This window comes from Pilimelia anulata, assembly GCF_014647895.1.
Classification (GTDB): domain Bacteria; phylum Actinomycetota; class Actinomycetes; order Mycobacteriales; family Micromonosporaceae; genus Pilimelia; species Pilimelia anulata.
The window spans coordinates 192,265-213,356 of the sequence record NZ_BMQB01000007.1; the positions used below are offsets into that span (position 1 = coordinate 192,265).

General features: G+C 74.2%; 24 protein-coding genes. 11 read left to right on the forward strand and 13 right to left on the reverse strand.

The features are described from left to right. Nucleotides 1-62 precede the first annotated feature (62 nt). Together IEY94_RS16880 and rsrA are read left to right on the forward strand one after the other, a co-directional pair. Complete coding sequence (locus tag IEY94_RS16880) at nt 63-731, forward strand: sigma-70 family RNA polymerase sigma factor (protein WP_373291308.1); 669 nt, start codon at nt 63-65, stop codon at nt 729-731. An 11-nt stretch (nt 732-742) separates the two neighbouring features. Next, nucleotides 743-1,030, forward strand: coding sequence for a mycothiol system anti-sigma-R factor (gene rsrA / locus IEY94_RS16885; RefSeq protein WP_189171147.1), 288 nt, complete (start codon nt 743-745; stop codon nt 1,028-1,030). A gap of 19 nt (nt 1,031-1,049) precedes the next feature. Here the strand turns inward: rsrA and IEY94_RS24365 are convergent, their stop codons facing one another. Further along, a complete protein-coding gene (locus IEY94_RS24365) occupies nt 1,050-1,409 on the reverse strand; it encodes a 50S ribosomal protein bL37 (protein WP_373291309.1) in 360 nt (119 codons plus the stop codon). Between IEY94_RS24365 and IEY94_RS16890 the strand changes: the two genes are divergently transcribed. Continuing rightward, complete coding sequence (locus tag IEY94_RS16890) at nt 1,315-1,530, forward strand: biotin/lipoyl-binding carrier protein (RefSeq protein WP_268244853.1); 216 nt, start codon at nt 1,315-1,317, stop codon at nt 1,528-1,530. The two genes, IEY94_RS24365 and IEY94_RS16890, sit on opposite strands and share 95 nt — an antisense overlap. A gap of 44 nt (nt 1,531-1,574) precedes the next feature. Here IEY94_RS16890 and IEY94_RS16895 read toward each other — a convergent pair whose 3' ends face one another. Further along, nucleotides 1,575-2,129, reverse strand: coding sequence for a TetR/AcrR family transcriptional regulator (locus IEY94_RS16895; RefSeq protein WP_229784128.1), 555 nt, complete (start codon nt 2,127-2,129; stop codon nt 1,575-1,577). A 232-nt stretch (nt 2,130-2,361) separates the two neighbouring features. Here IEY94_RS16895 and IEY94_RS16900 point away from each other — a divergent pair, with 232 nt between their 5' ends. After that, the gene (locus tag IEY94_RS16900; RefSeq protein WP_189171150.1) at nt 2,362-3,942 is read left to right on the forward strand and encodes an MDR family MFS transporter; all 1,581 of its coding nucleotides are present in this window, start codon (nt 2,362-2,364) and stop codon (nt 3,940-3,942) included. 97 nt (nt 3,943-4,039) lie between these two features. On the opposite strand, the gene IEY94_RS16905 is transcribed toward IEY94_RS16900, so the two are convergent. Continuing rightward, complete coding sequence (locus tag IEY94_RS16905) at nt 4,040-4,291, reverse strand: WhiB family transcriptional regulator (RefSeq protein WP_189171151.1); 252 nt, start codon at nt 4,289-4,291, stop codon at nt 4,040-4,042. Nucleotides 4,292-4,768: 477 nt separating this feature from the next. After that, nucleotides 4,769-5,698, reverse strand: coding sequence for a diacylglycerol/lipid kinase family protein (locus IEY94_RS16910; protein ID WP_189171152.1), 930 nt, complete (start codon nt 5,696-5,698; stop codon nt 4,769-4,771). 144 nt (nt 5,699-5,842) lie between these two features. Here IEY94_RS16910 and IEY94_RS16915 point away from each other — a divergent pair, with 144 nt between their 5' ends. Further along, complete coding sequence (locus tag IEY94_RS16915; protein WP_189171153.1) at nt 5,843-6,286, forward strand: hypothetical protein; 444 nt, start codon at nt 5,843-5,845, stop codon at nt 6,284-6,286. 113 nt (nt 6,287-6,399) lie between these two features. Further along, nucleotides 6,400-7,281, forward strand: coding sequence for a FadR/GntR family transcriptional regulator (locus IEY94_RS16920; protein ID WP_189171154.1), 882 nt, complete (start codon nt 6,400-6,402; stop codon nt 7,279-7,281). Here the strand turns inward: IEY94_RS16920 and IEY94_RS16925 are convergent. Next, entirely contained in the window at nt 7,250-7,669 is a 420-nt protein-coding gene (locus tag IEY94_RS16925) for an ATP-binding protein (protein WP_189171155.1), read from the reverse strand. The two genes, IEY94_RS16920 and IEY94_RS16925, sit on opposite strands and share 32 nt — an antisense overlap. Before the next feature lie 172 nt (nt 7,670-7,841). Between IEY94_RS16925 and IEY94_RS16930 the strand changes: the two genes are divergently transcribed. Beyond that, a complete protein-coding gene (locus tag IEY94_RS16930) occupies nt 7,842-9,029 on the forward strand; it encodes an NAD(P)-dependent malic enzyme (protein ID WP_189171156.1) in 1,188 nt (395 codons plus the stop codon). Between the two features lie 26 nt (nt 9,030-9,055). Here the strand turns inward: IEY94_RS16930 and IEY94_RS16935 are convergent, their stop codons facing one another. Together IEY94_RS16935 and IEY94_RS16940 are read right to left on the reverse strand one after the other, a co-directional pair. After that, nucleotides 9,056-9,985 (reverse strand): alpha/beta hydrolase family protein, encoded by a 930-nt coding sequence (locus IEY94_RS16935; protein WP_189171157.1) that lies wholly within the window; start codon nt 9,983-9,985, stop codon nt 9,056-9,058. Nucleotides 9,986-10,020: 35 nt separating this feature from the next. After that, nucleotides 10,021-10,515 (reverse strand): GNAT family N-acetyltransferase, encoded by a 495-nt coding sequence (locus IEY94_RS16940; protein ID WP_189171158.1) that lies wholly within the window; start codon nt 10,513-10,515, stop codon nt 10,021-10,023. A gap of 40 nt (nt 10,516-10,555) precedes the next feature. Between IEY94_RS16940 and IEY94_RS16945 the strand changes: the two genes are divergently transcribed. Both IEY94_RS16945 and IEY94_RS16950 read left to right on the forward strand, forming a co-directional pair. Further along, nucleotides 10,556-10,990, forward strand: coding sequence for an NUDIX hydrolase (locus tag IEY94_RS16945; RefSeq protein WP_189171159.1), 435 nt, complete (start codon nt 10,556-10,558; stop codon nt 10,988-10,990). Between the two features lie 108 nt (nt 10,991-11,098). Continuing rightward, complete coding sequence (locus tag IEY94_RS16950) at nt 11,099-11,269, forward strand: hypothetical protein (protein WP_189171228.1); 171 nt, start codon at nt 11,099-11,101, stop codon at nt 11,267-11,269. A 60-nt stretch (nt 11,270-11,329) separates the two neighbouring features. Here IEY94_RS16950 and IEY94_RS16955 read toward each other — a convergent pair whose 3' ends face one another. The 6 genes from IEY94_RS16955 to IEY94_RS16980 form a co-directional block, all read right to left on the reverse strand. Next, complete coding sequence (locus IEY94_RS16955; RefSeq protein WP_189171160.1) at nt 11,330-11,509, reverse strand: DUF6104 family protein; 180 nt, start codon at nt 11,507-11,509, stop codon at nt 11,330-11,332. Between the two features lies 1 nt (nt 11,510). Next, nucleotides 11,511-15,251, reverse strand: coding sequence for a multifunctional oxoglutarate decarboxylase/oxoglutarate dehydrogenase thiamine pyrophosphate-binding subunit/dihydrolipoyllysine-residue succinyltransferase subunit (locus tag IEY94_RS16960; RefSeq protein ID WP_189171161.1), 3,741 nt, complete (start codon nt 15,249-15,251; stop codon nt 11,511-11,513). A gap of 283 nt (nt 15,252-15,534) precedes the next feature. After that, nucleotides 15,535-16,332 (reverse strand): ABC transporter permease, encoded by a 798-nt coding sequence (locus IEY94_RS16965; RefSeq protein WP_189171162.1) that lies wholly within the window; start codon nt 16,330-16,332, stop codon nt 15,535-15,537. Continuing rightward, the gene (locus IEY94_RS16970) at nt 16,329-17,237 is read right to left on the reverse strand and encodes an ABC transporter ATP-binding protein (RefSeq protein ID WP_189171163.1); all 909 of its coding nucleotides are present in this window, start codon (nt 17,235-17,237) and stop codon (nt 16,329-16,331) included. Before IEY94_RS16970 ends, IEY94_RS16965 begins: the two co-directional genes overlap by 4 nt. A gap of 131 nt (nt 17,238-17,368) precedes the next feature. Continuing rightward, nucleotides 17,369-18,589: a hypothetical protein gene (locus tag IEY94_RS16975; RefSeq protein WP_189171164.1), complete on the reverse strand. Its 1,221-nt coding sequence runs from the start codon at nt 18,587-18,589 to the stop codon at nt 17,369-17,371. Between the two features lie 76 nt (nt 18,590-18,665). Next, nucleotides 18,666-19,337, reverse strand: a complete 672-nt coding sequence (locus IEY94_RS16980; RefSeq protein ID WP_189171165.1) for a hotdog fold domain-containing protein — start codon at nt 19,335-19,337, stop codon at nt 18,666-18,668. A gap of 89 nt (nt 19,338-19,426) precedes the next feature. Between IEY94_RS16980 and IEY94_RS16985 the strand changes: the two genes are divergently transcribed. Both IEY94_RS16985 and IEY94_RS16990 read left to right on the forward strand, forming a co-directional pair. Then, nucleotides 19,427-20,212: a GNAT family N-acetyltransferase gene (locus IEY94_RS16985; protein ID WP_189171166.1), complete on the forward strand. Its 786-nt coding sequence runs from the start codon at nt 19,427-19,429 to the stop codon at nt 20,210-20,212. Further along, nucleotides 20,209-21,027 carry a lysophospholipid acyltransferase family protein gene (locus IEY94_RS16990; protein ID WP_229784130.1) on the forward strand — a complete coding sequence of 273 codons (819 nt, stop codon included), beginning with the start codon at nt 20,209-20,211 and terminating at the stop codon, nt 21,025-21,027. The genes IEY94_RS16985 and IEY94_RS16990 overlap by 4 nt, the downstream gene beginning before the upstream one ends. The last annotated feature ends 65 nt before the right edge of the window (nt 21,028-21,092 follow it).

A 21,092-nucleotide genomic window follows, 5' to 3' on the forward strand; every position in this document is an offset into this window, starting at 1 on the left:
CGCGGCGCTCCGCCGGCCCGGACGGCGTATCCTCGGCACGGCAGCCGAGAGGGGACGTCCGGGTGAGTGAACCCGAGCAGACCCCGCCGCGAGCGGGGGCGAGGACAGGCCGGGCGGGTGCGCCCGGCGACCGGCGCGAGGATGCCGCGGCGCAGCGCGCCCGGTTCGAGCACGACGCGCTGCCGTTCGTCGACCAGCTCTACGGCGCGGCGCTGCGGATGACCCGCAACCCGGCCGACGCCGAGGACCTGGTGCAGGAGACGTTCCTGAAGGCGTACGGGGCGTTCCACCAGTTCGAGCGGGGCACGAACCTGAAGGCGTGGCTGTACCGCATCCTCACGAACACGTTCATCAACTCGTACCGCAAGCGCCAGCGCCAGCCCGTCCAGGCGCCGACCGAGGAGATCAGCGACTGGGTGCTGGCCGAGGCCGAGTCGCACACGTCCAGCGGCCTGAAGTCCGCCGAGACCGAGGCGCTGGAGCGGCTGCCCGACAGCGACGTCAAGACCGCCCTGCAGGCGCTGCCGGAGGAGTTCCGCCTGGCGGTGTACCTGGCCGACGTCGAGGGCTTCTCGTACAAGGAGATCGCCGACATCATGGGCACGCCGATCGGCACCGTGATGTCCCGGCTGCACCGGGGCCGGCGCAACCTGCGGCGGCAGCTCGAGCAGTACGCGGCCGAGCGCGGCATCACCCGCGCCCCCGCGGTCGACCCGGCGCCGGCGCGGTAGGAGGTGCGACAGTGACTGGCTGTGCCGACGACGACGCCGAGGACTGCCGCGAGGTGCTGGGCGAGGTCTACCTGTACCTCGACCTGGAGTGCGCGGAGACGCGGCGCGAGCTGATCCGGCGGCACCTGGACGAGTGCTCGCCGTGCCTGCGCGAGTACGGCATCGAGCAGGAGGTGCGGGCGCTGGTGGCCCGCTGCTGCGGCGCCGAGCGGGCGCCGGACGAGCTGCGCGAGCGGCTCCGGGTGAAGCTGCGCGAGCTGGTCGTCGAGGTCGAGGTCGACCCCCGCGGGCCGGATTAGCCCGCGGGAGCCGGCGCGGTCACGCGTTGGGGCGCTTGCCGTGGTTGGCGGCGCTCTTCTTGCGCGCCCGCTTCCTCCGAGCCTTCTTCGCCATCGCGGTCTCCTCTCGCCGGGCGGATACGTCGGTGCCCATCGTAGGCGGCCCGCCGCGCCGGCCGGGCGCAGCCCGCCGGCCCGGCCACGCGGCGGGCGCGCGCATGATTGGATACCGGAGCATGGCCGGGCCCGCCCGGCCGCCGGACGGCGGCGTGCCCACCCGCACGCCACGAGAGGGAGTAGGGACCGTGGCCGAAGAGATCCGCGCGGAGATGGTGGCCAACGTCTGGAAGGTCGTCGCCTCCGCCGGCGACGAGGTCGCCGAGGGGGACACGCTGGTCATCCTCGAGTCGATGAAGATGGAGATCCCGGTGGTCGCCGAGAGCGACGGCACGGTCCGCGAGGTCGCCGTGAACGAGGGCGACGTCGTCCAGGAGGGCGACCTGATCGCCACCATCGAGTAGCCCGCCCGGCGGGTGGCCTCGGCCGGCGGCGCAGCCGCCGGCCCTCAGGTGCGGTCGAGCAGCTCGTTGCCGACCGCGAGGGCCACCCGCAGCCGCTCCTCCTCGTCCAGCTCGGTACTCAGCCAGTGGGCGGCGGCGTGGGCGGCGAACAGTGCCAGGCCGGTGCGCATCTCGGCCTCCGGGCCGGCGTCCGGACCGCAGATCACCCGGACGAGGTCCCGCATCCGCTCCTTGAGCCGGGCGGCGGACGGGCTGGACCGCAGCGCCGGCTGGTTGCGCTCGAAGAAGCGCATGAGCCGCCGGTTGGCCGGCTGGCGCAGGCCCTCGGCGTACCGGGCCAGGACGTCGCGCCGCAGCTCCCGGTCGGGCTCCCGCTGCCGCCCGTACGCGATCAGCTCGTCGAGGAAGCGCAGCCGGTCGGCGAGCACGCTCTCGACGATCTCGTCCTTGCTCTTGAAGTGGTAGTACAGGGCCGCCTTGGTCACGCCGAGCCGCTCGGCGATCTCGCGCAGTGCGGTCTGCTCGTACCCCTGCTCGGCGAAGAGGTCGAGCGCCACGTCCCGGATCCGGGACCGGGTGTCGCCCGGGCGCTCCCTCACGACGGCTCCTCCGCTGGCTCGGGGTGGGTGGTGCGGGGTGGGCTGGTGCGGGGTGGGTTGGTCCGGCAGCCTACCGGCACCCCCTACTCTACTTACCGGCCGGCAAGTAAAGTAGGGGCGAAGCCCGATCACCCGGGACCCCGGCGATGGGAGGCCCTGCCCCGTGTCCAGTACCACCGCGCCGTCGCTCAGCGGCCCGGCACCCAACATCCGTACCGTTCTGCCCGGTCTGATGCTGGCGATGCTGCTGGCGATGCTCGACAACATGATCGTCACCCCGGCGCTGCCCCGGATCCTGGGCGAGCTGGGCGGCGTCAGCCACCTCTCCTGGGTGGTCACCGCGTACATCCTCGGAACGACCGTCTCCACCCCGATCTGGGGCAAGCTGGGCGACCTGTACGGCCGCAAGACGGTCTTCCTGACCTCGATCGTCCTCTTCCTCGTCGGCTCGGCGCTGTGCGGCGTCGCCGGCACCGACCTGCTCGGCGGCACCGGCAACGGGATGGCCGAGCTGATCGCCTTCCGGGCGGTCCAGGGCCTCGGCGCCGGCGGCCTGATCGTCGGCGTGATGGCGATCCTCGGCGACCTGGTGCCCCCGCGCGAGCGCGGCAAGTACCAGGGCCAGTTCGCCGGCATCATGGCCCTGGCCATGGTCGGCGGGCCGCTGGTCGGCGGCCTGATCACCGACCACCTGTCCTGGCGCTGGGCGTTCTACGTCAACATCCCGCTCGGCGGCGCCGTCCTGGTGCTGCTCGCCGCGACGCTGCACCTGCCGAAGCGGCGCACCGAGCACCGGATCGACTGGCTGGGCGCCGCGCTGCTCACCGTGGGCGTGACCGCGCTGGTGCTGATCACCACCTGGGGCGGTACCGAGTACCCCTGGCGCTCCGCGCAGATCCTCGGCCTCACCGGGCTGGCGGCGCTGGCGCTGGCGGCGTTCGTGGTCGTGGAGCGGCGGGTGGCCGAGCCGATCCTGCCGCTGCGCGTCCTGGCGAACCGGAACTTCGCCCTGATCACCCTCGTCGGCTTCCTGCTCGGCTTCGCGATGTTCGGCGCGCTGAGCTTCCTGCCGCTGTACCAGCAGACCGTGCAGGGCGCCTCGGCCACCAACAGCGGCCTGCTGCTCCTGCCGATCATGGCCGGCGCGATGGTGACGTCGCTGCTGGTCGGCAAGCTGATCACCAAGACCGGCCGGTACCGGATCTACCCGATCCTCGGCGGCGTGTTCATGGTCGCCGCGTCGCTGCTGCTCGCGCAGCTCGACGTGCACACGTCCAAGACCACCGCCGCGGCGTACATGGTGGTGCTCGGCATCGGCCTGGGCTGCCTCATGCAGACCACGATGCTCATCGCGCAGAACAGCGCCGAGCAGCGGGACCTGGGCGTGGCCAGCAGCACCGCCACGTTCTTCCGGTCGATCGGCGGCTCGTTCGGGGTGGCGCTGTTCGGCGCGGTCTTCGCCCACCGGCTCGCCGACGGCCTGGTCGCGCGGCTGGGCCCGGCGGCGCCGACGCTGGACGGCGGGGGCGGCTCGTTCGACCCGGCCACCCTGGGCGCGCTGCCGGCCCCGGTGCGGGAGGCGCTGTTCGGGTCCATCGCGGACGCCACCTCACAGGTGTTCCGCTGGGCGCTCCCGTTCGCCATCGCGGTGCCGATCCTGGCCTGGTTCGTCCGCGAGGTGCCGCTGCGCGGGTACAACGACGCCCCCGGCGAGACGCTCGCCGAGGCGACGGGCGCACCGGCCGCCGCGGCGGAGGCCGCCGCCGGCGGCCCGGTCGCGGGGGAGGGCCGGGACCGCGCCGGGGCCCGCTGAGGCCGATCGGTCATCGGCCCGTGGCGGGCCGGACACAGTGGTGCCCCCGGCCATTCAGCCGGGGGCACCACTATCGGGTTACGGGATCCTGCGTGGATCAGGCGGAGGCGGTGACGCGGAGGCCGCCGCGGCGCTTCAGGGCGCGGCGCTCCTCTTCGCTCATGCCGCCCCATACGCCGGCGTCCTGACCGCTGTCCAGAGCCCAGGACAGGCACTGGTCGGTCACGGAACAGCGACGGCAGACGTTTTTCGCCTGGTCAACTTGCAGGAGTGCGGGGCCGGACGTCCCGATCGGGAAGAACAGCTCCGGGTCCTCGTCGCGGCACAGGGCACGGTGGCGCCAGTCCATGGCGGCAACACTCCTTGTTCGTGGATCGGTGGCGGTGAAGGCGGGTGGTGCTGTGCGCATGCGTCCGCGTGTCGGCGGGCCCGGAGCGGGGCCGGAGCGCGACAGCGCGTGAGCAAGATTGTGGAAGCGGAAGTGGATCGTGTTCGTCGGCGCGCGTCAGGTCCCACCCGCGTCGGCGCAGTCGGAACGGCGCTCCTATCCGGTTCGCTTGTGAATGCTTTCACGAACTCCCCGGATGTCAAGGGGATGCTCGGAAAAAAATACGGTCGGTGAGCCAACTCACCGGGGTTATGTCCTGTTTGCTGGCAGATCGGGAGGTGTCCGCTGCAACAGCCAGTGACAAGGCTAGTACCGTTCGTGCGGGCCTGCTGGCATTTCCATCGCGTGTCGCTTGCGTGTCGATCGGGTGACGGGCCGCGCGCTCGGTGCGCATCCGCCAATTCCGACTAACCGGCGCTGTTGAGCGTGGTCAATCTCTCAGCAGATTACGCGCACCGCGTCCGGCACGCTCAGAAAACGCACCTTCTGTCGTTCGCCGAGGTAGTCCCCGTCCAAGTGAAACGGCTCCGGTCGGTGCGAGGTAACGGCGAACTCCGATAGGTCATGCCGGCGGAGCACATGGCGCCCGCGCGGCGGTCCGGCGAGCATCCGCAGGGCCGCCCACGCGGAACCGGGGGAGCGTAGGCCGCGGAACCCCAGGACGTCGAGCCCTTTGTCGAAAGATGCATCCGGGTTGGGGTCGATCGGCCGGTCGCCGAGGTACGTCCACGGCGCACCGTTCTGCACCAACGCCGTCGCCAGGCCGGTGTCCGGCTCCTCGCCCGGCCGCTCCAGCGCCAGCGCCGGCTCCTCGCCCAGCTCGACCAGGTACTGCCGGGCCGCCGCCCGCAGGTACCGGCCGGCGGTCGCCGTCCGGCCGCGCAGCCGGGCCCGCTCCACCTCGCGGATCACCGCGGCGTCCAGCCCGAGCCCGGCGCAGAAGACGAAGTACCGGTCGTCGGCCCGGCCGAGCCCGACCGTCCGGGAGCGGCCCAGCCGCAGCGCCTCCAGGATCGCGCCGGTGCCCTCGGTCGGCTCCCGGGGCAGCCCGATCGCCCGGGCGAACACGTTCGTCGAGCCGCCGGGGACCACCGCCAACGCCGGCCGCCGGTCGGACCCGCCGCCGGCCGGGTCGGCGTCGGCCAGCAGCCCGTTGACCACCTCGTTGACCGTGCCGTCGCCGCCGAGGGTGACGACCAGGTCGACGCCGTCGGCCGCGCCCTGGCGGGCCAGCTCGCCGCCGTGGCCGCGCCGCCGGGTGGTGGCCACGGTCAGGTCGACCTCGCTGCGCAGCGCCCGGACCAGCACGTCCCGGGTGCGCTCGGTGGTCGTGGTGGCCTTCGGGTTGACCACGAGTAGGGCCCGCATGGTCACCGACTGTACCCGGGGAGGTCGGTGCCCACGCGCGGCGCGCGGCCGGCCGCGCGGGCCCGCCCGGCGCGCCCGGCGTGCGGTAGGGTGCCGGCGTCCGCGCCGGCCCCGCGCCGGCCCGCCCGGCCCCCGGAGGTACCGATGTCCGCCGAGGTACCGACGTCCGACGGGGCACCGACGTCCGACGGGGTGCCGCTGCCCGCCCGCCCGACGGCCACGCTGACCGCTGCCGTGTGGCTGCTGTACGGCGAGGCGGTCGCGGTGACCCTGGTCGCCGGCTGGCTGCTCTGGGCGGACCTGTCCCGGGCCGCGGCGAGCGTCGCCGGGGCGCTGCTCGTCACCGCGTTCGCGATCGCCGGCGCGGCGCTGCTGTGGTACCTGGCCCGGGCGCTGGCGGCCGGCCGCGGCGGCGGCCGCGGGCTCGCGGTGGTGCTCCAGTTCATGTTCCTCTCGATCGGCTACTACATGTCCACCGGCGGGCTGCCGGCGGTCGGCGCGGCCGTCCTCGGGTACGCCGGCAGCGCCGCCGTCCTGCTCTGCCTGCCGCCCACCACCCGGGCGCTCGGCCTCGATCGACGGTCGTAGTCGGTACCCAACCGGGCGATCCGGCATGTGCCTAAAGCGATATTTCCGGCGTGACCGAACGTCCGATCAGCACCCCGGACCTAGGCTCACGCCTCGTGGATTCAACTATCCCGATGCCTGAGCGCCCCCACACCGAGGACCCGCACTGCCGACCGCCGGCCTATCAGGTCCTGGCGGACGATCTGCGTACCCAGATAACCTCCGGCATCCTGCGACCCGGGGACCGGCTGCCGACCGAGCCCGAGCTGTGCAGCCGCTCCGGAGTGAGCCGCAGCACCGTCCGCGAGGCGCTGCGGATGCTGGCCAGCCAGCACCTCATCATCACCACCCGCGGCGTCTTCGGCGGCAGCTTCGTGGCCGAGCCCAACCCCGAGCGGCTGGCCGAGTCGCTCGCCGGGGTGCTGCATCTGCTGTGCGCGTCCGGGCCGACCTGCGGCGAGCGGTCGCTGGAGGTACGGGAGATCATCGAGGTCCCCGGCGCCGGCCTCGCCGCCAGCCGGCGCACCGACCGGCAGGTCAACCAGCTCGACCGGACGATCGTGAACCCGCTCGCGCCGCTGCCCGCCCGGCTCGACGACTACCAGCAGTTCCACGGCGTGCTCGCCGCGGCCGTGCACAACCCGCTGTACGAGATGCTCGTCCGCCCGCTGCACCGGATCAGCGTCGCGGACTGCCTCGGCGAGGACCCCGCCGTCTGGACCAGGGTCGCCGACCACTGCCGGGACCTGACCGCGCGGGTGCGCGGGCGGGACGTCGCCGGTGCTCAGGAGGCGGTCGCCGACCACCTGCGGTACCTGCGCCGCCGCGTCGACGGCCGCCGGTCCGACCCGCACGCCGCGGGCGGCCACGGCCCGGCCGCTCCGGGCCCCGGCGGGCATGGTCCGGGCGCGCACGGGTCGGGAACGCACGGGTCGGGCGGGCGCGGCGCCGACGACCGCCACCCCGGCGGCCGCAGCGCGGACGTCACGCTGGCCGGGGGCCCTGTCGCTGGCTGACCAGCCGGATCGTCGCCACGCCGTCGGCCGACTCGGCGACGGCGTCGGTGGTCAGCGCCGTCAGGACCTTCCAGGCGAACGAGGCGTGCGCCGGCAGGCTGGAGCCGGACCGGGTCCGGGCGCTGACCGCCACCGTCAGGGCGTCCTCGGAGACCGCGAACTGGCACTCCAGCTCGGCCCCCGGCGCCGCGATGGCCAGCAGCATGGCGCACGCCTCGTCGACCGCGATCCGCAGGTCCTCGATCTCGTCGAGCGCGAAGTGCAGCCGGGCGGCGAGGCCGGCGGTCGCGGTGCGGAGCACCCCCAGGTAGCCGACATCCGCCGGTACGGTCAGTAGGACCAGGTCGTCCTCGACGATAGCCTGGTCGTCCGTCGTCAACTGGCTCACGCGCACCCCCTCCCCGGGCACTCTACTGGGCCCGGCGCGACGCGGGGCGGGGTGACGGCACCCGTCGGCGTGACCCCGGCGCGCGTCGGCGGCCGGCGCTGGCGCCCCGCGCTTACCCTCGGCGGATCACCCACACACCCGCGGCACCCGCCGCACAGATCGGAAGTGCGACATGGCCACCGGCACTGTGGACCCCCTGGACCCCGTGTTCGACCTGCACCGCGGCGGCAAGATGGCGATCGCCGCGACCGTACCGCTGACCAGCCGCGAGGACCTCGCCCGCGCGTACACCCCCGGCGTCGCCCGGGTCTGCGAGGCCATCGCCGCCGAGCCCGAGCTGGCCGACCGGTACACCTGGGCGGGGCGCAGTGTCGCCGTCGTCACCGACGGCTCGGCCGTCCTCGGCCTCGGCGCCATCGGCCCGCGGGCGGCGCTGCCGGTGATGGAGGGCAAGGCGATCCTGTTCAAGCAGTTCGCCGGCGTGGACGCGGTACCGATCTGCCTGGACACCACCGACGTCGACGCCATCGTGGCCACGGTCGCCGCGCTCGCCCCCTCGTTCGGCGGGATCAACCTGGAGGACATCGCCGCCCCCCGCTGCTTCGAGATCGAGCGGCGGCTCGACGCCGCGCTGCCGATCCCGGTCTTCCACGACGACCAGCACGGCACGGCGATCGTCGCGCTGGCCGCGCTGCGCAACGCCGCGAGCCTGCTCAGCCGCAAGCTGCGCGAGCTGCGCGTGGTGATCAGCGGCGCCGGGGCGGCCGGGCACGCCGTCGCCCGGATGCTCATCGCCGGCGGCGTCCCGGCCGAGACCATGATCGTGCTGGACTCCCGCGGCATCCTCGGCCCGGACCGCGCCGACCTGCCCGGCGCCAAGGCCGAGCTGGCCGCCGCCACCAACGCCGAGGGCCGCACCGGCGGCGTGGCCGAGGCGCTGCGCGGCGCGGACGTGCTGATCGGCGTCTCCGGCGGCACCATCCCCGAGGCGGCGCTGCGCGGCCTCGCCCCGGACGCGATCATCTTCGCGATGGCCAACCCGCACCCGGAGGTCCACCCCGACGTGGCCGCCCGGTACGCCGCGGTCGTGGCCACCGGCCGCAGCGACTTCCCGAACCAGATCAACAACGTGCTGGCCTTCCCCGGCGTCTTCCGCGGCGCGCTGGACGCCCGGGCGAGCCGGATCACCGACGGGATGAAGCTGGCCGCGGCCGACGCGATCGCCGCGGTGGTGGCCGACTCGCTCACCGCCGACGCGATCGTGCCGAGCCCGCTCGACCCGCGGGTCGCGCCCGCGGTGGCGGCGGCGGTGGCCGCGGCGGCCCGCCGCGACGACGCCTGCCGCCCGCCCCTGCCCTGACCGCGCCGCCGGACAGCCGCCCCGGGTCAGGGGCGGCCCAGGCGGTCGGTGAGCACGGCGACCGTCCGGTCGGCGCGGTCCAGCTCCGCCCGGGCCCCGTCCGACCCGTACAGCGACCACTGGAGGAAGGCCAGCGTCGCGTCGGCGACCGCCCGGAACGCCGCGCCCTCCCCGGTGCGCAGCGTGGTTCCGTGATCACCGTCCGGTAGCGTCAGCAGCGCCTTCGGCCACGGGACGGCGTCGAACGCGGCCTTCCCGTCGGCGTACTCGATGATCGGGTCCCGGCGCCCGTGCACGAACAGCATCGGCGCCGGGCTGCCCGCGTACGCCACGTTCACCCCGAGCGTCCCGCCGGCCAGCACCACGCCCGCCCGCAGCCGCGCGTCCCGGCGCAGCGTGAACAGGCCGATCGTGGTGATCCCGCCCGCGGAGTGCCCGGCGGCGGCGACCCGGTCGGCGTCCAGCCGGCGGTGCAGCGGGTGGCCCCCGGCCCGGTTCAGCGCGAGCACCCGGTCCAGCACGGCGCTCGCGTCGGCCGGCTGGGCGAGCACGTCCAGCGGGGACAGCTCGACGCCCCGCGACGTGCGCGGATAGGTCGGCGCCGCGACCACCAGCCCGGCGGCCGCCCACCGGCGCAGCAGCGGCCGGTAGTCCGCCGGCAGCCCGCCGAGGCCGTGGCTGAACAGCACCACCGGGTACGGCGCCGCGTCGGCCGCGCCGTCGGGGTACCACAGCGTCACCGGCAGCCGGCGCTCGCCGCGGCGGACGGTCAGCTCGCGGGTGGCCACGGCGTACCCGCCGGCCGGCAGCGCCCGCGGGGCCAGCGGCGCGGCGGTCGGCGACGGCCGCGGCGCGGCGGCGGCCGGCGGGGCCGGTCGGGCGGACCGGTCGGTGCAGCCGGCGAGGCCGGCGGCGGCCAGGAGGCCGGCGAGCAGGGCGGCGAGCGGGCGGGTCACCCCGCCATTGTGGCGCGCCGGCACGGCGGGCCGGCTCAGCCGGCGGGGTCGAGGTCGCGGACGCGCATCGACGTCCGGTACGCCGAATCGCCCTGCTGGCCGATCTCCCGGTAGCCGCGGGCGTCGTGGAAGGCGAGCGAGGGGTCGTTGCGGGGGATGAGGTTGACCTCCAGGGTCAGCCGCCCGTACGCCGCGGCCCGGGCCTCCACCCCGTCGTACGCGAGCCCGGCGAGCCCGCGCCGGCGGAAGTCGGGGTGCACGACGATCCGGTCCAGGTACAGGAACCGGTCGAACCGCTGCGCGAACCACGCGTAGTTCACCGAGTCGTACGTGGTCCCCGACTCGACGGTCACCACGAACCCGGCGAACGCCCCGCCCGCGTCGAGCACGTCGACCCGGCCCCACTCGTCCCGGAACCGGGCCAGCCGGCCGGCGTCGAGGGCGGAGACCATGGGCAGGTGGGCGGCGTTGAGGGCCAGGATCGCGGGCGCGTCGGCGGCCGTCATCGGGCGCAGTGCGGCAGGGGGCATCCCGGTACCGTACCGGCCCGCCAGCCGTTACCGTTCGCAGATGGATCGTTACCGTTCGATTGTTGATGTCCATCTCATTCTGGTCCGGGACGGACGCATCCTGCTGGGCCTGCGCCGGAACACCGGCTACGCCGACGGGCACTGGCACCTGCCGTCCGGGCACCTGGAGAAGGGCGAATCGCTGCTCGCGGGCATCATCCGCGAGGCGGAGGAGGAGATCGGCCTCCGGTTGGCGGCGGCGGACCTGCGCTTCGTCCAGCTCGTCCACCACGCGGACCCGGGGGAGGAGCCGCGGGTCGGCGTCTTCTTCGAGGCGACCCGCTGGACGGGCGAGCCGGTCAACGCCGAGCCGCACAAGTGCGCCGAGCTGCGCTGGTTCCCGGCCGCCCGGATCCCGGCCGAGACGCTGGCCTACCCGGCGGAGGCCATCGCCCGGTACCTGCGCGGCGAGCCGTTCGCGGTGCACGGGCTCTGACCGCCCCAACTCGCCGCCCGCCCCACCGTGGCGGTGAGCCGGGTCACCGCTAATCCGGGCGCGGCGCGCCGGGTCGCGCACCCCCGCTGGCCGGCGAACGCTATGGTCGTGGCCATGCCGGACATGTACAACGACCCCAGCGGCAACACCGCCCAGTTCCGGGCGTTCGCCGCTACTCCCGCCCCCGCCCCGGAGAAGAAGTCACCCGTCGGCCTGTTCGTCGGCGTCGGCGTCGCCGCCGTCGTGGTCATCGGCCTGATCGTGTGGGCGCTCGTCTGAGCGCCGACCACCCGTACGAAGCACCCGAGGGCGCCCCGGCCGGGGCGCCCTCGTCGCGTCTCACTCGTCCTCGTCGTCGTCCAGTCTGGCCAGCCAGGTGGCGAACCGCTCGATGGGCGTCTCGAACTCCGGGTTCAGGTCCACGAAGTCGCGCAGCCGCTCCGCGAGCCACTCCACACTGACCGACTCCTCGCCGCGCCGCTGCGCCAGCTCCTCGATGCCGCGATCGGTGAAGTACATGTCAGAGCTTCGGCAGCGCGGCTTCGAGCAGCGCCCGCTGCTCCACTTCGTGCGACTTGGACGAGCCGCCGGCCGGCGCGGCCGCGGCCGGGCGGGAGATCCGGCGCAGCCGGACCCCGTCCAGGTGCTCCAGCAGGTTGAGCGCCACGAACGACCAGGCGCCCTGGTTGGCCGGCTCCTCCTGCACCCAGGCGACGTCGTCGGCGTTCGGGAACTCCGCCAGCGCCGCCCGCAGCTCCTCGACCGGCAGCGGGTAGAGCTGCTCCATCCGCAGGATCGCGGTGTCCGTGACGCCCCGCTCGGTCCGGGCGGCCAGCAGGTCGTAGAAGATCTTGCCGGTGCACAGGACCACCCGGCGCACGTCGGCCGCGCGCACCGAGCCGTCGGCCAGGGCCGGGTCGGCCAGCACCGGCTGGAACGTACCCTCGGTGAAGTCGCGGACGTCCGACACGCACTGCTTGTGCCGCAGCAGCGACTTCGGCGTGAACACCACCAGCGGCTTGCGCTTCGGCGACAGGGCCTGGCGGCGCAGCAGGTGGAAGTAGTTCGCCGGGGTGGTCGGGATGGACACCCGCATGTTGTCCTCGGCGCAGAGCTGTAGGTACCGCTCCGGCCGCCCGGACGTGTGGTCCGGGCCCTGGCCCTCGTGCCCGTGCGGCAGCAGGATCGCCATCGAACTCTGCTGGCCCCACTTGGCCTCGCCGGCCGAGACGAACTCGTCCACGATCGACTGGGCGCCGTTGGCGAAGTCGCCGAACTGCGCCTCCCACAGCACGAGCGCCTCGGGGTTCTCCACCGAGTACCCGTACTCGAAGCCCATCGCCGCGAACTCGCTCAGCAGCGAGTCGTGCAGGAAGAACCGGGCGTTGCCGCTGGCCAGCTTCGCCACCGGCAGGTGGTCGTTGCCGGTCCGGGCGTCGACGACCGAGCCGTGCCGCTGGACGAACGTGCCGCGCCGCGAGTCCTGCCCGGCCATCCGGACGGTCACGCCCTGGTGCAGCAGCGAGCCGAAGGCGAGGATCTCGCCGAAGCCCCAGTCGATGCCGCCCTCGACGGCCATCTTCGCCCGCCGGACCAGCAACTGCTGGACCCGCTTGTGCGGGGTGAAGCCGTCCGGCAGCTCGACGTGCGCCCGGCCGACCGCGGCGATCACCTCGGGGTCGGCGGCGGTCGGCACCACCGGCTCCGGCTCCGGGCCCGGCCGGGCGGCCCGCCGGCCGCCGGCCGCCGGCTCGTCCCGGGTCGCCTTGAAGACCTGCTCCAACTGCGCCTGGTAGTCGCGCAGCAGCTCCTCGGCCTGGACGACGGTCATGTCGCCGCGGCCGATCAGCTCCTCGGTGTACAGCTTCCGGACGCTGCGCTTGGTGTCGATGATCTGGTACATCTCCGGGTTGGTCATCGACGGGTCGTCGCCCTCGTTGTGCCCGCGCCGGCGGTAGCAGACCAGGTCGATGACGACGTCCTTGTTGAACGCCTGCCGGTACTCGAACGCCAGCCGGGCCACCCGGACCACGGCCTCCGGGTCGTCGCCGTTGACGTGGAAGATCGGCGCCTGGATCATCCGGGCCACGTCGGTGCAGTACAGCGACGAGCGGCTGTACTCCGGCGCGGTGGTGAAGCCGACCTGGTTGTTGACCACCACGTGCACGGTGCCGCCGGTGCGGTACCCGCGGAGCTGGGACAGGTTCAGCGTCTCGGCCACCACGCCCTGCCCGGCGAACGCCGCGTCGCCGTGCACCAGCACCGGCAGCACGGTGAAGCCCTGCGGGCCGAGGTTGAGCCGGTCCTGCTTGGCCCGGACCACGCCCTCCAGGACCGGGTCGACGGCCTCCAGGTGGGACGGGTTGGCCACCACCGAGACGGTGGTGGCGTAGTCGCCGTCCGGCGTCGTGTACTTGCCGGACTGGCCCAGGTGGTACTTCACGTCGCCCGAGCCGTGCGCCGACTTCGGGTCCAGGTGGCCCTCGAACTCGAAGAACACCTTCTCGTACGGCTTGCCGACGATGTTGACCAGGACGTTGAGCCGGCCGCGGTGGGCCATGCCGATGACGACCTCGTCCAGCTCGGTCTCGGCGGACGCCTGGAGCACCTCGTCGAGCAGCGGGATCAGCGACTCGCCGCCCTCCAGCGAGAACCGCTTCTGGCCGACGTACTTGGTCTGGAGGAACGTCTCGAACGCCTCCGCGGCGTTCAGCCGGTTCAGCACGTGCTGCTGGGCCGGGCCGTCCAGCTTGGTGTACTTGCGCTCGACCCGGTCCTGGATCCAGCGCCGCTCCTCCGGGTCCTGGATGTGCATGTACTCGATGCCGACCCGGCGGCAGTACGAGTCGCGCAGCACGCCCAGCACCTCGCGCAGCTTCATCCGGCGCTTGCCGTTGAAGCCGCCCACGGGGAAGTAGCGGTCCAGGTCCCACAGGGTCAGCGAGTGCTGGAGCACGTCCAGGTCGGGGTGCTTGCGCATGTGGAACTCGAGCGGGTCGGTGTCGGCCATCAGGTGCCCGCGCACCCGGTACGCGTGGATGATCTCCAGCACCCGGGCGTTCTTGTCCACCTCGCCGTCGACGCCGGCCGGGGTGTCCCGGACCCAGCGGATCGGCTCGTACGGGATGCGCAGCGCGGCGAAGATCCGGTCGTAGAACTCGTCGCCGCCCAGCAGCAGCTCGTGCATGACCTTGAGGAACTCGCCGGACTGCGCGCCCTGGATGATCCGGTGGTCGTACGTCGAGGTGAGCGTGATGACCTTGCTGACGCCCAGCTCGGCGAGGCGCTCGTCGGACATGCCGGCGTACGGCGCCGGGTACTCCATCGCGCCGACGCCGATGATCGTGCCCTGGCCGACCATCAGCCGCGGCATCGAGTGCACGGTGCCGATGCCGCCCGGGTTGGTCAGGCTGATCGTGGTGCCGGCGTAGTCCTCCATGGTCAGCTCGCCCTTGCGGGCGCGCCGGACCACGTCCTCGTACGCCTGCCAGAACTGCCGGAAGTCCATCTGCTCGCAGCCCTTGATGGACGGCACGACGAGCATCCGGGAGCCGTCCGGCTTGGCCAGGTCGATGGCGATGCCGAGGTTCACGTGCTCCGGCCGGGCCAGCACGGGCTTGCCGTCGGCCTCGGCGTACGAGTTGTTCAGCTCGGGGTGGGCGGCCAGCGCCCGGATCATCGCGTACCCGATCAGGTGGGTGAAGCTCACCTTGCCCCCGCGGCCGCGGGCGAGGTGGTTGTTGATCACCACGCGGTTGTCCACCAGCAGCTTCGCCGGCACCGCCCGGACGCTGGTCGCGGTCGGGATGGCCAGCGACGCGTCCATGTTCTGCACGATCTTGGCGGCGACGCCGCGCAGGGGCGTCGTGGCCGCGCCGCTCGGCGCGGCGGGCGCCCCGGCGCCGGCGGGCGCCTTGGCGGCCGGCGCGGGCTTCGGGGCCGGCGCGGTCGGCATCGTCGCGCCCGGCGTCCCGGCGCCGTTGGGGGCGGCCGGGGCGGCGGGCTCCACCGCGGCGCCGGCGGCGGGCGCGGCCGTACCGGCCCGGGCGGCGGCGACCGCGGCGGTCGCCGCGCTGGCGGCGGTCGGGGTGGCGCTGCGATGGCCGTCCGTTACCGGCCGGTAGTCGGCGAAGAAGTCGTGCCACGCCGGGTCGACGCTGGAGGGGTCGGTGAGGTACCGCTGGTACATCTCCTCGACAATCCACTCATTCGTCCCGAAACCCGCCAGTGGATTGTCCTGCGAACTCTGCTGGGTCGACACAGCCGGTACGCCTCTTCCTCGCGATACGACCACCGGTGGCGGTGGTGCGAGCGTCCGGCCACCCCGCACCCGGGCGCTCACTGTCGGAAAGTCGGTACCAGATTACGCCTGCGCGTCACGCGCCGTGCCGGTGCGTCGGCACCCGCCACCCGCCCCGCGGCGCGGTCCTGCCCGACCGGGCAGTCCGCGCCGGTCAGCCCGGCGGTCGGGGCGGTCCAGCGATCGCAGCGGCCCAGCGGTCGGGCAGGTCCAGCGATCGTGCCGGCTCAGCGGCCGGGGCGGGTCAGCCCACGTCCCGGCGGCGCACCAGCACCGCGCCGACCACCGTCGCCAGCACCGCCCAGCCCACCAGCACCAGCGCCAGCACCCAGCGCGGCGGCAGCCCGTCGTCGCCCCCGCCGCCGAACACCAGCATCGCCGAGGCCACCGCCGGCACCGCGGTCAGCGCCCGCACCACCCCCTCGCCGAGCAGCGCGGCCAGCCCGGCGACCGCCGCGACCAGTGCCAGCGTGCCGGCGAAGTTCACGCCCAGGGCCAGCGCCGCCGCGCCCGCCTGGTGCCGGACCAGCGCGCCGACCCCCACCCCGAGCATCGCCCACAGCGCGAACGTCAGCCCGCTCAGCACGATCGCCGGCCACACGTCCGGGTGGGTCGGGCCGACCGCGCGCGGGTCGCCGTCCGGCAGCGCCAGCGGCGACGCCGCCAGCGTGAGCAGCGTCGTACCGGCCCAGAGCAGCAGCCCGCCGATCGCCGCCGCCGCCGACTTGGCCAGCAGGACCGGCGTCCGGTGCGGGCTGACCAGGAACGTCGCGAGCGCCGTCCGGTGCTGGAACTCCGCGGTCATCACGGTGGTGCCCAGGACCAGCGCCACGGTCATGCTGACCAGGTACCCGGACGTCCAGTAGTTCAGGTACCCGACCAGCACGGCGCTCGGGTCCGGCACCTCGACGTCCCGGTCGGCCCGGACGATCAGCGCGTTGAACAGCAGCGCCACCGCCCACATCACCAGCGCCACCGCCGACAGCACCAGCCACAGCCGGGTGGTCCGCAGCTTCAGCAGCTCGGCCCGCAGCAGTCTCATCGCACGTCCGCCCGTCCGGCCGTCAGATCGAGGAAGGCGCGCTCCAGGTCCGGCGCCTCCGGGGTCAGCTCGTGCACCTCGATGCGCGAGGCGAGCGCGGTCCGGGCCACGATCGGGGCGTCCACGCCGGTGACGTGCAGCGCCCCCGCCCCGTCCGCGGTCACCGTCGCCCCGGCGGCGCGCAGCGCGGCCGACAGCTCGGCGGCGTCCGGCGTCCGGACCAGCAGCGCCGGCCGCTGCGCCGCCGTCACCACCTCGCCCACCGGCCCCTGCCGGACCAGCCTGCCCGCGGCGATGATCACGACGTCGTCGGCGAGGAGCTGCATCTCGGCGAGCAGGTGGCTGGAGACCAGCACGGTCCGGCCCTGCTCGGCCAGCGACCGCAGCAGCGACCGGAGCCAGTGGATGCCCTCGGGGTCCAGCCCGTTGGCCGGCTCGTCCAGGATCAGCACCCGCGGGTCGCCCAGCAGCGCCGCGGCGATGCCGAGCCGCTGCAGCATGCCGAGCGAGTAGCCCTTCACCCGGCGGCGGGCGGCGGGGCTCAGGCCGACCGTGGCGAGCACCTCGTCGGCGCGGCTCGCCGGCAGGCCGGCGGCCACGCAGATCACCCGCAGGTGGTCGCGGCCGGAGCGGCCGGGGTGGGCGCTGGACGCCTCCAGCACGGCGCCGACGCGGCGGATCGGGGTGGGCAGGCGGTGGTACGGCAGGCCGTCGATCGTGGCGGTGCCGGCGGTCGGGCGGGCCAGCGACAGGATCATGCGCAGGGTGGTGCTCTTGCCGGCGCCGTTGGGGCCGAGGAAGCCGGTGACGCGGCCGGGCTCGACGGTGAAGGAGAGGTTGTCGACGGCGGGGAGCTGGCCGTAGCGCTTGGTGAGGTTGGTGACGGTGATCCTGCCGTCGGACATCCGGCTCCTCTCGCGGGGTTGTCGTGGAGCCTAGGTGGGTTGTCGGGGTTGGTGGTGGATCTCGGTTGATTGGACTTGTTGCGTGTTCTTTCGTGTGCTCGGGCGGGGAGGGGCGGCGGCCGGCACCGCCGTCAGGCGTCCGGGCGGGCCGCCATGTGCGACAGGCTGAGGTAGGAGATGCTGATCTCGGTGTGGGGAATGGGGATGTCGACCCTGCGTACGATCTCGCCACCGGTGCGGTCGAACACGGTGTACGTGAGGTTGCCCTTCGCTTCCCGGATCGTGCTGACGGTGTGCAGCCGACCGGCGGAGAAGGCGTAGAGCGTCTGCATGTCGTGCACGCCGGTGGCGAGGCCGGTGTTGAAGCGGGTGGTGGTCCGGCCCGTGGCGATGTCGGTGGAGAAGACCCGGCCGTCGCCGTTCACCCAATGCAGCTGGTTGCCGCGCAGATCCTGTACGGCGTAGTCGAAGTCGTCCGAACTCGGTTCGGTGCCGTCGGCGAAGGTCAACGGGCGGATCCGCGCCCTGCCCGTACGAGTGTCCCAGGAGACGATCGATGGTCGCGCGATGCCGGAGCCGTTGCCGTCCTCGGATAGGAACTCCAGCACGCCGTTGCGGCACGGAACCTGTCCGATGACGGTGCTGCCGCTGAAGAACGGCCGCCAGGCGATGACCTTCTCGCCGCTCTCCGCCGGGTACAGCCGGGCCAGCATCTGCGGCCGCGCGGCCGGGTCGGCCGTGGTGCCGGGCGAGGCGGACGCTTCGGCGGCGTGGGTGCCGGTGTTGTCGGCCAGCCCGAAAATCTCACCGCCGCAGAGCGCGCCGGTGAAGTAGTTGCCCTGCACGTCGTGCAGCCGGGAGCCGTCGGCGGTGATTGCGGCGACCTGGTTGTTGTACCCGCGGTCGCTGTCGCCCCCGCCGTTGTGGACGCCCACCGCCCCGCCGGCGGGCAGCGCGAACATCAGGTTCTGCGCGGTGGTCTTGGGGTTGTCCGTCTTCCGCAGCCCGGCCGCCGTCAGGTGGTAGTCGCTGCTCTCGTCGGTGAAGTACAGGCCGTGGTCCGACCACGCCGGTCTCATCATGTCCATGCGCTTGGTCCGCACGGCGCGGAACGAGCCGTCGCCGTTGACCAGAATCAGGTATCCCGGCTCGTGCACCTCCCCGATCGGGGTGAACATCTCGGAGTTCTGGGGCCCGACGAAGAAGGCCATCACCGCGTCGCCCAGCTTCACCTCGCTGTGCGGCACCACCGCGCGGTCGAAGAAGTCCGACCCGGTCGACAGCGAGCAGGACGCGCATCCGGCCAGCGCCACCGCCGCTGCCACCGCCGCGGACCCCGTGCTCTTGATCATCCGATTTCCCGCACCTTTCCCGGCCCACGGACGGCGCGCCGCCCCCGGCGGAACCGCCTGCCCGTGCCCGCCGGGATCACAGCGCGATCCACACCGCGGTGGAGGTGGCGAGGGGGGTGGTCGAGCTGTCGTACAGGGTGGTGTTGACCCGCGCCTTGCGGCCCTCGGTGGCGAGGCAGGTGCCGACCACCACGCACTGCTCGCCCGGACGCGGTACCGCGGTGACGGTGGTCGTCATGCGGCCCAGCACGTAGGGGCGGCCGGGGGTGAGGACCGACCAGCCGCCGGGGCAGTCGAGGGCCGCCCAGACGTGCGTCGGCGTGACGTCGTCCGGGGCGGTGAACGGGGTCGCCGTGCGCCCGTCCGGGAGGGGGCCCGGCGTCAGGTGGAGGCCGTCGCGCGCGGCCCGGCCCGGCCCGCAGACCCAGCAGGTCGGGAACGGGTGGTCGGTGCTGCCGGGGTACCGGGTCGCCGCCTCCGCAGCCGCGACCGGGTCGACCGGGGGTACCGGGTCGGTGACGGCGGCCGCCGGGGTGGCCTCGGCGATCAGGGTCTCGCCGTGGGTCAGGGTCAGGCCGCCGCCGGCGGTGCGGCCGATGGTCAGGTCGGTGTCCAGGGGCGGGGGCCGGCGGAGGGTGATCGTGGCGGTGGCCGTGGGGTCGGGGTTCAGGGCGGCGGCCAGCAGGCCCGCGGTCCAGCCGCCGTTGGCGGAGTCGGGTGGGCCGTTGAAACGTCCGGGTATGCGCACCCCGGCACGGTACCGCCGTTCATCCAGCCGTCGCCGGGCCGCATCCCGATCGACATCGTTTCGGCAGGTCAGACGCTTTCCATCGACGTATGGCAGTTCTTCTGACCACCCCGACCCGCACGAGCGGGTACACCCTGCTGCTCACCGACGACGCGCACCACGTGACCGCGGCGCAGCAACTGCGGCACCGCGTGTTCGCCGACGAGCTGGGCGCCACGCTGGCCGGTGACGCCGACGGGATCGACGTCGACGAGTTCGACGCGTACTGCGACCACCTCGTCGTCCGCGAGGACAGCACCGGCGCCATCGTCGGCACCTACCGGATGCTGCCGCCGCAGGCGGCGGCCCGGGCCGGCGGCCGGTACGCCGACACCGAGTTCGAGTTGAGCCGGCTGGACGGGCTGCGCCCGTACGTGGTCGAGGCCGGCCGCTCCTGCGTCCACCCGGACCACCGGTCCGGCGCGGTGATCAACCTGATCTGGGCCGGCATCGCCCGGTACCTGCACCTGCACGGGCTGAGCTGGCTCGGCGGCTGCGCGTCCGTACCGCTGAACGGGCCCGGCGGGACCGACGCCGCCGCGGCCGTCTGGAAGGCGATCGCCGCCAAGCACCTCGGGCCGGCGGCCATGCGGGTCACCCCGCGCCGGCCCTGGCTGGCCGAGCCCGGCGTCGCCGCGGCGGTCGCCGCGGCCGACGAGCGGGCCGGGCGGGCGGCGATCCCGCCGCTGCTGCGCGGGTACCTGCGGCTCGGCGCGTGGGTCTGCGGCGAGCCCGCGTACGACCCGGCGTTCGGCGTGGCCGACCTGTACGTGCTGCTGTCCGTCGACCGCATCGACCCGCGGTACCGGCGGCACTTCCTCGGCGCGACGCGGTGAGCGTCGCGCCGGCGGGCCACGCGCCCGGCGGCGGCTCGCTCTGGCTGCCGCGCTCCTCGTGCGGCGCCGGCTGCCGGGCCGGTAGCGCGCCGGCGCCCGGCCGCGGCGGGTGGCGGCTGCTGGCGCTCGCCGGCGTCCTGCTGGTCACGCTGCCGCTGCTCGCGCCGATGGCCGTGCCGCGCTGGCGGCCGGCGCTGGTCGGCCGGTGGGCCCGGGCGGTGCTGCGGGCGCTCGGCGTCCGGCTCACCGTCCGGGGGCGGGCCCCGCGCGGGGCGGCGCTGCTGGTGGCCAACCACGTCTCCTGGCTGGACGTGGTCGCGCTGCTCGCCGTCGTACCGGCCGCGCGGCTCATCGCCAAGCGGGAGGTCCGCGACTGGCCGCTGCTCGGCTGGCTGGCGGTGCGCGGCGGCACCCTGTTCCTGGACCGGTCCCGGCCGCGGCTGCTGCCCGGCGTCGTCGCGGCGGTGGCCGACCGGCTGCGGTCCGGCGCGCCGGTCGCCTGCTTCCCCGAGGGGACGACCTGGTGCGGGCCGGTCGGCGGGCGGTTCCGGCCGGCGCTGTTCCAGGCGGCGCTGGACGCGGGGGTGCCGGTGCTGCCGGTCCGGGTCCGGTACGCGGCCGCCGACGGGCCCACCCGGGAGCCGGCGTTCATCGGCGAGGACAGCTTCGTCGACTCGCTGCGCCGGGTCGCCGGGGGGCGGGCGCTCGCGGTGTCACTGACGCTCCAGCCCGCCCTGTACCCGACGCCGGAGGCCGACCGGCGCGCCCTCTCGGCCACCGCGGAGGCCGCCGTCCACCTGGCCGTCGCCGCGTAGCGCCGCCGGGGTCCGGCGGCTCCCGGGTTTCTTTCAGCGATGGCGCAGGATGGGGTCAGGGAGCG

Bases quoted from the DNA above. Each gene is read 5' to 3' on its own strand.
- IEY94_RS24365 (WP_373291309.1), bottom strand. From the start codon at position 1,409: ATGACCAGCGTGTCCCCCTCGGCGACCTCGTCGCCGGCGGAGGCGACG.
- IEY94_RS16900 (WP_189171150.1), top strand. From the start codon at position 2,362: ATGCTGGCGATGCTGCTGGCGATGCTCGACAACATGATCGTCACCCCG.
- IEY94_RS16930 (WP_189171156.1), top strand. From the start codon at position 7,842: ATGGCCACCGGCACTGTGGACCCCCTGGACCCCGTGTTCGACCTGCAC.
- IEY94_RS16915 (WP_189171153.1), top strand. From the start codon at position 5,843: ATGTCCGCCGAGGTACCGACGTCCGACGGGGCACCGACGTCCGACGGG.
- IEY94_RS16945 (WP_189171159.1), top strand. From the start codon at position 10,556: ATGGATCGTTACCGTTCGATTGTTGATGTCCATCTCATTCTGGTCCGG.
- IEY94_RS16940 (WP_189171158.1), bottom strand. From the start codon at position 10,515: ATGCCCCCTGCCGCACTGCGCCCGATGACGGCCGCCGACGCGCCCGCG.
- IEY94_RS16905 (WP_189171151.1), bottom strand. From the start codon at position 4,291: ATGGACTGGCGCCACCGTGCCCTGTGCCGCGACGAGGACCCGGAGCTG.
- IEY94_RS16920 (WP_189171154.1), top strand. From the start codon at position 6,400: ATGCCTGAGCGCCCCCACACCGAGGACCCGCACTGCCGACCGCCGGCC.
- IEY94_RS16985 (WP_189171166.1), top strand. From the start codon at position 19,427: ATGGCAGTTCTTCTGACCACCCCGACCCGCACGAGCGGGTACACCCTG.
- IEY94_RS16970 (WP_189171163.1), bottom strand. From the start codon at position 17,237: ATGTCCGACGGCAGGATCACCGTCACCAACCTCACCAAGCGCTACGGC.
- IEY94_RS16910 (WP_189171152.1), bottom strand. From the start codon at position 5,698: ATGCGGGCCCTACTCGTGGTCAACCCGAAGGCCACCACGACCACCGAG.
- IEY94_RS16965 (WP_189171162.1), bottom strand. From the start codon at position 16,332: ATGAGACTGCTGCGGGCCGAGCTGCTGAAGCTGCGGACCACCCGGCTG.
- IEY94_RS16955 (WP_189171160.1), bottom strand. From the start codon at position 11,509: ATGTACTTCACCGATCGCGGCATCGAGGAGCTGGCGCAGCGGCGCGGC.
- IEY94_RS16975 (WP_189171164.1), bottom strand. From the start codon at position 18,589: ATGATCAAGAGCACGGGGTCCGCGGCGGTGGCAGCGGCGGTGGCGCTG.